This window comes from Serratia sp. HNCC26DJ206 (assembly GCF_057180605.1).
In genome coordinates this window covers 24,875-38,724 of the sequence record NZ_JBXUGP010000005.1, presented here as the reverse complement: position 1 = coordinate 38,724, position 13,850 = coordinate 24,875, and the positions used below count along the sequence as shown (strand labels likewise).

The 13,850-nt window shown below is 53.6% G+C and carries 9 protein-coding genes; 8 read left to right on the top strand and 1 reads right to left on the bottom strand.

Annotated elements, in window-relative coordinates; all coding sequences use genetic code 11:
* Nucleotides 1-49: 49 nt before the first annotated feature.
* The 5 genes from catA to AC2A1E_RS04685 all read left to right on the top strand — a co-directional run bounded on the left by catA (nt 50) and on the right by AC2A1E_RS04685 (nt 5,668).
* The gene (gene catA, locus AC2A1E_RS04705) at nt 50-970 is read left to right on the top strand and encodes a catechol 1,2-dioxygenase (RefSeq protein ID WP_484382790.1); all 921 of its coding nucleotides are present in this window, start codon (nt 50-52) and stop codon (nt 968-970) included.
* Nucleotides 971-1,129: 159 nt separating this feature from the next.
* Nucleotides 1,130-2,518, top strand: coding sequence for an anthranilate 1,2-dioxygenase large subunit (gene antA, locus AC2A1E_RS04700; RefSeq protein WP_484382789.1), 1,389 nt, complete (start codon nt 1,130-1,132; stop codon nt 2,516-2,518).
* A gap of 205 nt (nt 2,519-2,723) precedes the next feature.
* Entirely contained in the window at nt 2,724-3,227 is a 504-nt protein-coding gene (gene antB, locus AC2A1E_RS04695) for an anthranilate 1,2-dioxygenase small subunit (protein WP_484382788.1), read from the top strand.
* Between the two features lie 62 nt (nt 3,228-3,289).
* Entirely contained in the window at nt 3,290-4,303 is a 1,014-nt protein-coding gene (gene antC, locus AC2A1E_RS04690) for an anthranilate 1,2-dioxygenase electron transfer component AntC (protein WP_484382787.1), read from the top strand.
* A gap of 36 nt (nt 4,304-4,339) precedes the next feature.
* Complete coding sequence (locus AC2A1E_RS04685; protein ID WP_484382786.1) at nt 4,340-5,668, top strand: MFS transporter; 1,329 nt, start codon at nt 4,340-4,342, stop codon at nt 5,666-5,668.
* A 55-nt stretch (nt 5,669-5,723) separates the two neighbouring features.
* Here AC2A1E_RS04685 and AC2A1E_RS04680 read toward each other — a convergent pair whose 3' ends face one another.
* A complete protein-coding gene (locus AC2A1E_RS04680; protein ID WP_484382785.1) occupies nt 5,724-8,663 on the bottom strand; it encodes an HD domain-containing phosphohydrolase in 2,940 nt (979 codons plus the stop codon).
* A 306-nt stretch (nt 8,664-8,969) separates the two neighbouring features.
* On the opposite strand from AC2A1E_RS04680, the gene aegA reads away from it, so the two are divergent.
* From aegA to fdhF, 3 genes are all read left to right on the top strand, one after another.
* Nucleotides 8,970-10,979 (top strand): formate-dependent uric acid utilization protein AegA, encoded by a 2,010-nt coding sequence (aegA, locus tag AC2A1E_RS04675; RefSeq protein ID WP_484382784.1) that lies wholly within the window; start codon nt 8,970-8,972, stop codon nt 10,977-10,979.
* A 21-nt stretch (nt 10,980-11,000) separates the two neighbouring features.
* Nucleotides 11,001-11,531, top strand: coding sequence for a 4Fe-4S dicluster domain-containing protein (locus AC2A1E_RS04670; RefSeq protein WP_459402771.1), 531 nt, complete (start codon nt 11,001-11,003; stop codon nt 11,529-11,531).
* Nucleotides 11,532-11,678: 147 nt separating this feature from the next.
* Entirely contained in the window at nt 11,679-13,826 is a 2,148-nt protein-coding gene (gene fdhF, locus AC2A1E_RS04665; protein WP_484382783.1) for a formate dehydrogenase subunit alpha, read from the top strand.
* Nucleotides 13,827-13,850: the final 24 nt, after the last annotated feature.

Genomic DNA, 13,850 nt, shown 5'->3' with positions numbered 1-13,850 from the left:
CCCTCGGCCCAGTAATTGTTTACTGCCAATATGAATACGGAGCAATGACATGACTCATAACGATATCGACACCCTGGTCAACAGCTTTATTGTTGACACCGCCAAAGGCGAAGTTAACCCACGCGTTCAGCAGGTTACCGTGCGCTTATTAGGCGATCTGTTTAAAGCGATTGAGGATCTGGATCTTCAGCCGAGTGAAATCTGGAAAGGGCTGGAATATCTGGCAGAAACCGGTGCCAGCCATGAAATGGGGCTGCTGGCCGCCGGGCTTGGGCTGGAGCGTTTCATTGATATCCGCGCCGACGAAGCCGAAGCCAGAGCAGGTTTGACCGGCGGTACGCCACGCACTATCGAAGGGCCGCTGTACGTGGCCGGTGCGCCGGTATGTCAAGGGTTTGCCCGCCTGGATGACGGCACAGAAAGTGCCAAAGGCGAAGTGCTGTTTATGCAGGGCACGGTAATGGACGCTAACGGCAAACCGCTGCCGGGTGCCACCGTCGAAGTCTGGCACGCTAACCTGATGGGCAACTATTCGTTCTTCGACAAGAGCCAGCCCGCGTTCCACCTGCGCCGCACCATTGTGACCGACAGCAAGGGTAACTATCAGTTCCGCAGCATCGTGCCGTCTGGCTACGGTTGCCCACCGGAAGGTTCCACCCAGCAGTTGCTGAACCTGTTGGGCCGCCATGGCCGCCGCCCGGCGCATATCCACTTCTTCGTCTATGCCGACGGTTATCGCAAACTGACCACGCAGATCAACATCGACGGTGACGAGTACCTGTGGGATGACTTCGCCTTCGCTAGCCGTGAAGGGCTGGTGCCGCAGGTGAACAAGATTTCTGCACCGGACCAGTTGGACAGCAAGCAACTCAACAAACCTTTCTCTTCGATCGACTTTAACTTCACGCTGCATAAAGAACGCACTGCTGCGCCAGAAGCCGAAGTGGAACGCAAACGCGCTCAAGCGTAGCCCGGCCTATCACTGCCTCTATTCAGGGGCAGTGAGTCTCTCTTGAATACCGTCCGCTGGGGCGAACGCCTGCCTTCATTATTTTAATATATTCAGCCGCTTGGCACTGCATGCTGCATATGCGGAACCGGGGGCCAAGGGTATAACAGGAGCATTAATGTGAGCACGCCACAAGAACTACAAAACTGGCAGCATGTTATTGAAAACAGCCTCGACTTTCGGCCGCAGGAGGGGGTTTATCGCATCGCCCGCTCAATGTTTACCAACCAGGAACTGTTTGACCTGGAAATGGAGCTGATCTTCGAGAAGCAGTGGATTTTCGCCTGCCATGAAAGCCAGATCCCTAATCCGCACGATTTTATCACCGTCCAAGCGGGCCGCCAGCCGATGCTGGTCACCCGTGACGGCAAAGGGGAACTGCACGCGCTGGCCAATACCTGCCAGCACCGCGGCGCTACGCTGACCCGCGTCTGCCAGGGCAACCAGAGCACCTTTACCTGCCCGTTCCACGCCTGGTGCTACAAGTCCGACGGCGTGCTGGCGAAGGTCAAAGCCCCGACGGAATACGGCAGCGACTTCGATAAAAGCCAGCATGGTTTAAAAGCGGCACGCATCGCCAGCTATCGGGGTTTTGTGTTTATCAGCCTGGATACCACATCCGAACAGAGCCTGACCGAATTCCTGGGCGACACCACGCTGTTTTTCGACATGATGCTGGAGCAGTCCGAAAACGCCGAGCTGGAAGTGCTGCCCGGTATCTCGACCTATACCTATCCCGGTAACTGGAAGTTACAGAATGAGAATGGGCTGGACGGTTACCACGTCAGCACCGTTCACTATAACTACGTCTCAACGGCCAACCACCGCCGTGAGCTGAATATCCAACGCAACGGTGCCAGTGACAGCACGCTCGACTACAGCAAGCTGGGTGCCGGGGATAAAGACACCGACGACGGCTGGTTCTCATTCAAACATGGCCACGGTTTGCTGTTCAGCGACATGCCTAACGCCGCCGACGTGCGCCCCGGTTATGGCCGCATCATGCCGCGCCTGTTGGATAAATATCCGCAGGAGCGCGCACAGTGGACCATGCATCGTCTGCGTAACCTGAATATCTATCCCAGCCTGTTCTTTATGGATCAGATCAGCTCCCAACTGCGCATTATCCGCCCGGTCAGTTGGAATAAAACTGAAGTGATCAGCCTGTGCCTGGGGGTGAAAGGGGAGTCAGATCGGGATCGCGAAAGCCGCATCCGTCAGTTTGAAGATTTCTTCAACGTTTCTGGCATGGGAACGCCGGACGATCTGGTGGAGTTTCGCGAACAGCAGCGTGGCTTCGAAGCGCGCACCACGCCGTGGAGCGATATCTCCCGTGGGCATCAGCATTGGCAATATGGTGCAACGCGCAACAGCGACATTTTAAACATAACGCCTGCGATCACCGGTACCGAAATTACCCATGAAGGGCTGTATGTCAACCAGCACCGCGCATGGCAGCAGATGATGCTGGCAGGGCTGGCGAAAAAAATAGCGCAGGTAACGGCCTAGCGCCAGTCAGTTAAGACTAACCCATTCCCTCTCCTTCGGGAGGGTTAGGGTGAGGGGAGTATCACCGAACAACAAGTCCCTCAGCCCGGCCCTCTCCCACAGGGAGAGGGGGCCTCACCGTGAGTATTTGCTGCATGAATATGCAGTATTCGCTTAACTAACCAGCATTACAGGCGGCGGCCCGCTGAAATGACGGAGATAAATCATGCAAAACATTACGCCTGAGCAGCAGCAATATGCCGTTGAACAATTTTTATACCAGGTATCAGAGGCTTGCGATCACCAGGATTGGGATCGCTATCTTGGCTATTTCACCGAAGATGCCGAGTTTCATGTGCCGCAGTGGCGCAGTGAACATGACTACACGCAGGATCCGAAGCGCGAAATGTCGCTGATCTACTATGCCAACCGTTCTGGTCTGGAGGATCGGGTATTCCGTATTCGCACCGGTAAGTCAGCCGCCTGTACGCCGATGCCGCGTACGCTGCACCTGATTGATAACGTGCGCTGCCAGGCGGGTGACAGTAACCCACTGGATGTTAGCGTCAACTGGGTAACGCACTACTACCGCTTTGGCGAAAGCCGCCATTTCTTTGGTCGTGCCAACTATCGTCTGTGCTGGCAAGACGAACAGTTGAAAATTGCGGGGAAACACGTGCTGCTGCTGAATGACAAGATCGATTCAGTGCTCGATTTCTACCATCTCTGATTGGCTTTGGTACGGCGGTTGCGGCCGCCGTTGCTATGAACAGTAATGATACAGGAGTGACCATGACCCATCGCGCCGCCATTATTTTCCGGGACGGACTCACGCAGTTTATTCAGGTCGAGCAACATGAAAAACTGTTGGATGCGGCTTTTCGCCACGGGATCCAGCTGCCGCTGGACTGCCGTGAAGGGGTGTGCGCCACCTGCCGTGGACGCTGCGAGTCGGGAACCATCGAAATGGAGTATGTCGATGATGATGCGCTGAGCGCCAGCGATCTGGCGCAGGGCTATATGCTGGCCTGCCAGACCCGGCTGACGTCGCCAGGTTCTTTCTACTTTGATATCGACTCCAGCATTTGCAACATCAGCCAGCAGAACTATCGCGGGCGGGTGAGCGCGCTGAACCTGCTCTCCGATACCGTTGCCACCTTGGAAATCACGCTGGAAGCGGGGGAACCTGCGCTGCACTATCTGCCAGGGCAGTATGCGCGCATTCAAATCCCCGGCAGTGAGGAAAGCCGCGCCTATTCGTATGCCAGCGCCAGCGCGCAATCTTCGGTAGTGCGCTTTTTGATTCGTTTGTTGCCGAGCGGGTTGATGAGTGACTATTTACGCCAGCGTTGCCAAGTGGGGGACAGCATCAACTTTACCGCCCCGTTCGGTGCATTTTACCTGCGTGAAGTGAAGCGCCCGCTGCTGTTTGTCGCCGGGGGAACCGGGCTATCCGCATTTCTCAGCATGTTGGAAAGCCTGGCTGAGCAGGGGGATGGTGGGCAACCTATCGCACTGTATTACGGGGTAAACCGCGAGAGTGAGATCAGCGAGCTGGAGCGGCTCGACGCACTGACCCAACGGCTTGGTAATTTCAGCTATCAGGTGGTGGTGGTCGATCCCAGCGCTGAATGGCAGGGCAAAAAGGGCTGGGTGACCAATGCATTGGAAAGCCATTTGCTGCAACAACCGTTCGATGCCTACTTGTGCGGGCCACCGCCGATGATCGAGGCGACCTGTAACTGGCTGTCTGCCCAACCGGTAGCCGAACATCAGGTGTATTTTGAGCGCTTTGTTTCCAGCTAATTACCGATCAATAATTTTACGCCAAGGAGAGTTTCTATGGCTCAGATCGAGTTAAACGTCGTTAATATTACGCCAATAATCGACAATGCAAAGTTCCAGAATATCCACCGCCTGACTATTTTCTGGTGTGCTTATATTATTATATTCGACGGTTACGATCTCGCCGTATTGGGGGTTATTCTCCCCAAGTTAATGGCTGACTGGGGATTAACCGCTACTCAGGCTGGCTTATTGGGTAGCTATACGCTGATTGGCATGATGGTGGGCGCACTTTCACTGGGTTCACTCTCAGATAAAATAGGCAAAAAGAAGGTGATTGCCCTCTGCGTGATCACTTTCAGCTTATTTACCTTTCTCTGTGGGTTTACCGTTAATGCCAACCAGTTTGGCTGGTGCCGTTTTATTGCTGGCATAGGCTTAGGCGGCGTGATGCCTAATGTTACCGCGCTGACCAGTGAGTATTCGCCGAAAAACAGACGCAGCTTAATGGTCGGCTTAATGTTCAGCGGCTATTCCATTGGCGGGATGTGGGCCGCAATATTAGGCATCTACTTAATTCCGCTGCTGGGCTGGCAGTCTATATTCTATGTTGCCATTTTCCCCATCCTGTTTTTACCCTGGATGTTAAAACATCTGCCTGAGTCAGCGGCGTTCTTAATTAAAACCAAACAAAATGAACGTTTAAAGAGTGCGCTGGAAAAAATTGATCCGAATTATATTCATCAACCCGGGACCGAATTTGTCAGCCAATCGGCTCTCGGTGCCGGCCCGGTAAAAATGGCCATTGGGGATTTATTCGCCGGGGGGCGACTGTTAAGCACCCTGATGATCTGGCTGGTTTTCTTTATGTCGTTGTATGTGATCTATGGCATGACGTCCTGGTTACCTAAACTGATGCTTCAAGCTGGTTATCCTTTAGGTTCCAGCCTGATGTTCCTGTTTACCTTACACTTTGGCACCATTGCCGGTGCGTTAAGCAGTTGCTGGTTAATGGATAAAGTGAGCGGTAGAACCGTGCTGATCGGTTACTTCCTGTTGGGATCGGTGACGATTGCGCTTTTGGGCGTTCAAAGCTCAATGAGTCTCCTGTATTTGTTACTGCTTATCGCCGGAGCCAGCACGATCGGCACTCAGATCGCCATGACCTCTTATGTCGCCCGTTTTTACCCCAGCACCATGACGTCGACGGGGCTGGGTTGGGGATTGGGGATCGGGCGTATCGGTGCGATTCTCGGCCCTTTCGCGGGTGGATTGCTAATCGATATGGAATTAACGCTACAACAAAACTTTATGGCGTTTGCCTTGCCATCATTATTGGCAGCCGGAGCCATGTTTTTTGTTAATCCACGGCTAGCGGCCTCTTAACCCCCAGGTAGATGAACACCAATACCCGCAGGCTGCGGGTATTGGTTTATTGAGATCACAGGGTGATATTCTGCGGACCGAGCTTTTGGATCAGCGCTGCAATATCCACGTCATCGACTTTATCCGCCTGCAAATAGGCCACGCTGTAATCGCGCCAGACGCCCGATTGCAGAAACAGAATAAACAACTCACGATCCAGATGATTTTCGTTCACCATCGCCGTCATGATCTTCAGCGCTTCTGATAACATTTTTCCTGGCTTATAAGGGCGATCGGCGGCGGTCAGCGCTTCGAATACGTCGGCAATTGCCATCATCCTGACCGGAATGCTCATTTGCTGATAGTTCAACTGATAGGGGTAACCCTTACCGTCCATACGCTCATGATGGCCACCGGCAATGATCGGCACATTCGCCATGGTGCGTGGGAACGGCAACCTGTTCAGCATAATAATCGTCTGCATAATATGCTCGTTGATCTTATAACGCTCTTCGTCATTCAGCGTGCCGCGGCGAATTGAGAGGTTATAAATTTCCCCGTAGTTATAGAGATAAGTGGGTTCCTTGAGCTTGAACTGGTAGCTCTCTGGCAGGTGATTTTTGCTATCCCGATAGACAATATGCTCTTCTTTATCCGCCAGCATGGCTTCCTGCACCGGCAAGTCACGCGCTGGCTGGCGGGCTTTGCGTGCCCATTCGGCCTGAGAAACCCCGGCGCTATCGTCCAGCGTGCGGGTCCATTGATAGCTGGCAATCTGCCGAATACGTGCGAGCGCCTCGTCAGACAGAAACTCACCGCCGACATTACATTGGGCAATAAAATAGAAATCCTCATCCAACTGGCGCAGTTCCTCTGCCAGCTGTTGTTCCGCCGCCGCATCGTCGGTGGTGGGGTGCCGGTTACGCAGAGAGAGGATCTCTTTTTCTCTTTTCAATACTTCAAAGCGCATGCGTATTTCGTGAATGCGATCGTAAATCAGCTCCAGCTTGGTGGCTTTATCCACCACAAATTCCGGCGTGGTGATCTTGCCACAGTCGTGCAGCCAGCAGGCGATATGCAGTTCTTCCCACTCGTTCTCTGACAGGGTGAAATTCGCGAACGGGCCGTCTTGTACCTCAACGGCCGCTTTGGCTAACATTTTGGTAATTTCGGGCACGCGCTGACAGTGACCACCGGTATAGGCGCTTTTGGCGTCGATCGCCCCGGCGATCAGCTCAATAAAGGCATTCAGCAGATTTTTTTGCTCTTGCAACAAATACTGCGTTTCTATGGCGACAGATAAACTGCCGACCAGCGCGTTGACCAACTGTATTTTGGCGCTCTGGCGTTCGGCACTTAATTCGGTAACATTAAACAACAATAAGAATCCCAATAACTCTTCATCATGCGTTTGCATGGGGACGGCAATATAGTGCATAGGAAGATAAGTTTGGAAAAAGGCGCGCAGCGGGGAGGGAATATGCTCATGATCCAACACCCCAGAAACCGATAGGCCTTCTCGTATCTGCCAAAATGTGGCGAAATTGTCAGGATCGAACTGTATTGCATCAATCTCTGATATTGGGATGTCTTGATCGTTCCAGTGGAAAGCGATAGGGGTAAAGGTATCTTTGTTTTTATCAGCCAGGAAAATTACTCCGCCGTTCATGGCGGCGATATCCGCAGTTTCATTCAGCAGCCCCTGCATTTGCCGAGGGAAATTGTCTTTGGACGACAATATGCTGCCCATCGAGATAAATTGCTTCAGCGTCTTTTTCATTTTGGACATGGCGTGATGTAAATCGTCAACCTCTTCAATGACCGAGTGTTCACGTTCTTTATCATCAAAGATCAGATTGCTGATGGCTTCGGCATCTTTCCGTAAACTAATTAGCGGGCTGGAGATGCGTAACGAGAAATACCAGACAATCGGCAGGCTGAGCAGCAAGAGAATAAAAGCCACCAACGTTGAGCGGTTGCGAATAGAGTTTGCGCCTGCGGTGAGATAGCTGGATGGCGTGGCGATCGCCAGATGATAGTGATGGGTGTTATTTTTAATGTTAAGCACGGAACCGTACCAGTTTTGGTTCTGTGCCTTAAATTGAATACTGTTATTGGGGTTATCAGTGGCATTATCATGGTGAAAACCCAGTAGCGTTTTTAACACTGGAAAGTGCTCGATACTGTTGAAACTCTGGCCGTTTTGCAGCTTCTTATTCGGGATCATCGGCTGGCTGGCGATAACCTGATTGGCAAAGTTGATAATGGCCGCTTGGCTACCGGGGGGCAGATTCTGCTGCTGTAAAAATTGCGACAGCAAAGACAGCGTCACATCCAGGCCGATAACGGCCTGTCCATTATCCGCTTGGCGGCTATAGGTGAAGCCAACCAGCCCTGTTCCTTTGAAAGTATAAATCGGCGAGGTCACTAAACTGTGCTGTTTTGCTGCTTCAATAAACCAGCTGCGCGTACGTGGATCAAAAGGGGGATTGTCGAGGATCCTGTCGGCGACCACCTGTAGCTGACTGTCCAGATAAACCATGCGGTATTCTGGCTTATCGGTAATAAAGCGATTGCTTTGCACTAGCCACTGCACATGTTCTGGCACCTGGAAAATGGGGCGATTAGCCTCAGTGACACGCCGTAGCATAAAGAAATCGCCATTAGGGTAGGCGGCGTAGACCGAACTGGCATAATCGTTCTGCTTGAGTATTTCAATAAATTTGTCCACAGAAGCCATTCTTTGATCGAAAGTCGCGGCTTCGGTAATTGACATACCCGTCAGAATATTGACCGACATCATCATGGTGCGCGTCACCGCATCCAACTCAGCGGCAATGGCCTCGCTGGTTTTCTGATACTGCTGGTTGGTGCTGCTCTCAGCTAATTTGGTCAATTGGTTATGGCTGAAAATAACAATCGCGCTACCAATAGAAATAATCAGCAGCATAAACAACACAGCAATCTGGATATGCAAGGGGTAACGATTTTTTAGCCCGGATAAATGTCCTAGCATAGAAGCAACCTTGGATGAATGTTTTCCAACTGTTTTAATCATAGACGACGGAGGGCAAGCCGAGAGGTTTGCCTCGTTTCCTACGCGATCAATCCACCGCTAACCCTCCACTTTTCTGAGTAATTTTGTATAAATTTTTGCAGTACGCTTGTTTCATGCGAAATGTCATGGAATGTAATTAATTATAACCATTACATTTACATGGTTATAACCCTGAAGATACCTGCCTACGCCAGCGATATAAAAGGTCATAACGCTAACTATTTATTGATGCCTTTTTTAGCCAAATTGTTCGGAAAGGATACTATGAATCAATTTATCGTTGCAGAATCAGAGGCCTGCATAGGCTGCCGAAGCTGCGAAGTGGCTTGTGTGACAGCTCATCATCATGGGGATTACCCCAGCCAGCGGGAGTATTTCACCCCTCGGGTGAAAGTGATTCAGGGCCCGAATGCCAATACGGCGGTGTTCTGCCATCACTGCGAAAATGCCCCTTGCGCCAATGTTTGCCCGACCGGGGCCGTTGTGCAAAGTCATGACAGCATTCAGGTCAGCCAGGAGAAGTGCATCGGTTGCAAAGCCTGCGCCGTGGCCTGCCCGTTTGGCATGATGACGGTGGTGACCGAAACCGTGCAACCGGCCAATCATCGCTTGGCGGACAGTTATCAGAAAACCGAAGCGCAGAAATGCGATCTGTGTAGCGATCTGAACCAGGAACCGGCTTGCGTGCGCGCTTGCCCGACTCATGCGCTGAGCCTGGTGGATACCAAAACTCTGGTGGAACAGCAGAGGCAAAAGCGCCAGCGCAGTGCGGCGCGCGATCTGCATAGCCAACTGTTTGGCAGCGTGGCCAACCAGAAAACGGCGGTAAACCATCAGGCACAGCCAAAACCGATCCGTAATCTGCTGCAACAGCCGCGAGCGCCGCGCTTGGAGGCCGGCAAAATCCCGCTGGAATTACGTAAAACTACCTTTGCAGAAATCTACCAGCCATTCAACGAACAGCAGATCCACCAGCAGGCGGAACGCTGCCTGAACTGTGGGAAGCAGAGCATCTGTTCCTGGACCTGCCCGCTGCATAACCAGATCCCGCAATGGATCAAACTGGCCGATCAGGGGCGGATTTGGGAAGCCGCTGAACTGTCGCACCAGACCAGCAGCCTGCCGGAAGTCTGTGGCCGGGTCTGCCCGCAGGACAGGTTGTGCGAGCAATCCTGCACCCTGAACGGCCACGGTGGAGCGGTTACCATCGGTAATATTGAGCGCTATATCACCGAAACCGCGTTCTCGATGGGCTGGCGGCCGGATATGTCTGCGGTCAAAAACAGCGGCAAGCGGGTGGCGATTATCGGCGCTGGCCCGGCGGGGCTCGGCTGCGCCGATATTCTGGTGCGTAACGGCATCAAACCGGTGGTATTTGATCGTTACCCGGAGATCGGTGGCCTGCTGACCTTCGGCATTCCGGCCTTCAAGCTGGAAAAAGACGTGATGGCCAGAAGGCGTGAAATCTTCACTGATATGGGGGTTGAGTTCCGCCTGAATACCGAGATTGGCAAAGATGTTTCGATGGAAGCCCTGCTGAATGAATATGACGCGCTGTTCCTCGGCGTCGGCACCTATAAATCCATGAGTTCCGGCCTGGAAAACGAGGATGCACCGCAGGTTCACGCTGCGCTGCCGTTCCTGATTGCCAATACCCAACATCTGATGGGCTATCCCGATAACCCGAAAAGCCCCTACATCAATATGGCGGGCAAACGGGTGATTGTGCTGGGTGGCGGTGATACCGCGATGGACTGTGTGCGCACCTCGCTGCGGCATGGCGCGACGCAGGCGATCTGCGCCTATCGTCGTGATGAGAAAAGCATGCCGGGCTCCAAGCGGGAGGTAAAAAATGCCCGTGAAGAGGGCGCTGAATTTATGTTCAACCTGCAACCGCTGAGCATTGTGGTGGATAAACAGGGTAACGTCAGCGGCATTAAGATGCAGCGCACCGAAATGGGCGCGGCCGACAGCCAAGGGCGGCGGCAGGCGGTGGTAGTGGCGGGTTCCGAGCATATCGTGCCTGCCGATGCGGTGATCATGGCCTTTGGTTTCAGCCCGCACCGGATGGGCTGGCTGGCCGAGCACAATGTGGTATTAGACCGACAAGGACGGGTGGTGGCGCCCACCGTGGCGGGTTATCCCTATCAAACCAGCAACCGCAAGATTTTCGCCGGTGGCGATATCGTGCGCGGCGCCGATCTGATTGTGACTGCCATTGCTGAAGGGCGCAAAGCCGCAGAAAGCATTGCCTATTATCTCAATGTTCTATAACGCGGCCTAAGGAGAGAAATGATGAATCAATTTGTTATCGCCGACATGCAGCAGTGTATCGGTTGCCGCACCTGCGAGATCGCCTGTGCAATGGCGCACCTGGGGGAAAACCCACAGCCACTGACGCCGGAAAACTTTAACCCGCGCCTGAAGGTGATGAAAACCTTCAGCGTTAGCGCCCCGATGCTGTGCCGCCAGTGTGAGAATGCCCCTTGCCTGAATGCCTGCCCGAACGAGGCCATCTATAACCATAACGGCAGCGTGCAGGTAATGCAGTCACGCTGCATCGGCTGCAAAACCTGCGTGGTGGTGTGCCCTTATGGCGCGATGGAGGTGGTGGTTAATCACGCTAGCAACCGTGATGGCAGCACACACAGCCGCGCGCAGGCCAATAAATGCGATCTCTGCGATGGGCGCAGCGCCGGTCCGGCTTGTATTGAGGTGTGCCCGACAGCGGCGCTGAAGCTGATCAAACCCGCCGATCTGCAAGCCATGCAGCGCGAAAGACAGCAGCGTGCAGCACTGGGTTCCACGCCGAATCTGTTGCAATAATCAGAGCCATGCCCGTCATACTTCAAGTTGCATGCGCGTTGGCTGCGCTCACTCGCCCCAGTCACATAGTTATCTATGCTCCTGGGGACTCACGAGCTTGCCGCCTTCCTGCAACTCGAATTATTTAGGGTAATAGGGAGAAATATAATGGAAAAAATCACGACCGTTTGCCCGTACTGCGGCTCTGGCTGCAAACTGAATCTGCTGGTGGAGAATGGCAAAATTGTCAGTGCCCAACCGGCCAATGGCGTTACTAACCAAGGTGAACTGTGCCTGAAAGGCTATTACGGCTGGGATTTTTTGCAGGATACCAAACTGCTGACCCCGCGCCTGACTTCACCGCTGATCCGCCGCCAGCGCGGCGGCGAATTTGAACAAGTCAGTTGGGATGAAGCCATTGGCTACGTCAGCGAAAAGCTGTCTGCCATCAAGCAACAGCACGGCGCGGATGCGATCATGATGACCGGTTCCTCGCGCGGCCCGGGTAACGAAGCCAACTATGTGATGCAGAAATTTGCCCGTGCGGTGATCGGCACCAATAACGTCGACTGCTGTGCCCGCCTGTGCCATGGCCCGTCGGTGGCGGGGTTACAGCAAACGCTCGGTAACGGGGCGATGAGCAACTCGATTAATGAGCTGGAAAATACCGAATGCCTGCTGATATTTGGCTATAACGCCGCGGATTCGCACCCGATCGTGGCGCGGCGCATCCTGAAGGCCAAAGCTAAAGGGGCCAAAGTGATCGTCTGCGATCCGCGTTACATTGAAACCGCGCGTATTGCCGACCAATGGTTGCCGTTGAAGAACGGCAGCAATATGGCGCTGGTGAATGCCTTTATCCATGTGCTGATCGAAGAAGGCTTATACAACAAGAGCTATGTCGAATCCTACACCGAAGGCTTCGAGCAACTGCGCCAGACGGTGGCAAAATACACGCCGGAATACGTTGCTGATATCACCGGTTTAACGGCGCAGCAGATCCGCGAGGCCATCCGTACCTATGCTGCGGCTCCGACCGCCACCATTCTGTGGGGCATGGGCGTGACCCAGTGGGGGCAGGCGGTGGATGTGGTCAAGGGGCTATCTTCACTGGCGCTGCTGAGCGGCAACCTGGGGCGGCCTAACGTTGGGGTTGGCCCGGTGCGTGGGCAGAATAATGTGCAGGGTGCCTGCGATATGGGTGTGTTACCCAATACCTTCCCCGGTTATGAAAAAGTCGGCGATGCCGTTGCCAGCGCTAAATTTGCCAAAGCCTGGGGGGTAGACAGCCTGCCAATGGAGATTGGTTATGCCATCACCGACGTGCCGCACAAGGTGGCCGAAGGCAAGCTGAAAGCCTATTACATCTTTGGCGAGGATCCGATCCAGACTGAACCTGACTTGGCGGCAATGCGCACCGCCTTTGAACAGTTAGAACTGGTGATTGTGCAGGACATCTTCATGACCAAAACCGCCTATATGGCGGATGTGATCCTGCCCGCGACCTCCTGGGGGGAACATGAGGGCGTTTATACCTGTGCCGATCGCGGTTTTCAGCGTTTCAGCAAGGCGATTGAACCGGTTGGTGATGTGAAACCCGACTGGGAGATCGTCAGTCTGCTGGCCAGCGCCATGGGTTACCCGATGTCTTATCACAACACCAATGAAATCTGGGATGAATTGCGCCAGCTCTGCCCGAACTTCTACGGTGCAACCTACGAAAAAATGGCCGGTTTGGGTTATGTGGCCTGGCCTTGCCCGAGTGAAGATCACCCCGGTACACCTTATCTGTACAAAGGCAATAAATTCAGTACGCCGACGGGTAAAGGTTACCTGTGCAGCGCAGAGTGGATCCCGCCGCATGAGAAAACCGATAAAGCCTATCCGCTGGCGCTGTGTACGGTGCGTGAAGTGGGCCATTACAGCTGCCGCTCAATGACCGGTAACTGTTCGGCATTGCAGACGCTGGCGGATGAGCCGGGCTATGTGCAGATCCACCCTGATGACGCCGCTCAGCAGGGGATCGAAGACCAGGCGCTGGTGTGGATCGCCTCACGCCGTGGCAAGGTGATGGCGCGTGCCGAAGTCAGCGAGCGTGTGAATGCCGGTGCGGTGTATATGACCTATCAGTGGTGGATTGGTGCCTGCAATGAGCTGACGCTGGATCATGTTGATCCGGTATCTAAAACGCCGGAATTTAAACACTGTGCGGTACGGGTTGATGCTATTGCCGATCAGGCTTGGGCAGAGGCGGAAGTACAAAAGCAATACAACGCACTGAAAAAACAACTGCTGGAGGCGGCACCTAGCGCCTGATGTTGTTAGACCACCACGCCCGTT

Bases quoted from the DNA above. Each gene is read 5' to 3' on its own strand.
- antB (WP_484382788.1), top strand. From the start codon at position 2,724: ATGCAAAACATTACGCCTGAGCAGCAGCAATATGCCGTTGAACAATTT.
- antC (WP_484382787.1), top strand. From the start codon at position 3,290: ATGACCCATCGCGCCGCCATTATTTTCCGGGACGGACTCACGCAGTTT.
- catA (WP_484382790.1), top strand. From the start codon at position 50: ATGACTCATAACGATATCGACACCCTGGTCAACAGCTTTATTGTTGAC.
- fdhF (WP_484382783.1), top strand. From the start codon at position 11,679: ATGGAAAAAATCACGACCGTTTGCCCGTACTGCGGCTCTGGCTGCAAA.
- AC2A1E_RS04685 (WP_484382786.1), top strand. From the start codon at position 4,340: ATGGCTCAGATCGAGTTAAACGTCGTTAATATTACGCCAATAATCGAC.
- aegA (WP_484382784.1), top strand. From the start codon at position 8,970: ATGAATCAATTTATCGTTGCAGAATCAGAGGCCTGCATAGGCTGCCGA.
- AC2A1E_RS04680 (WP_484382785.1), bottom strand. From the start codon at position 8,663: ATGCTAGGACATTTATCCGGGCTAAAAAATCGTTACCCCTTGCATATC.
- AC2A1E_RS04670 (WP_459402771.1), top strand. From the start codon at position 11,001: ATGAATCAATTTGTTATCGCCGACATGCAGCAGTGTATCGGTTGCCGC.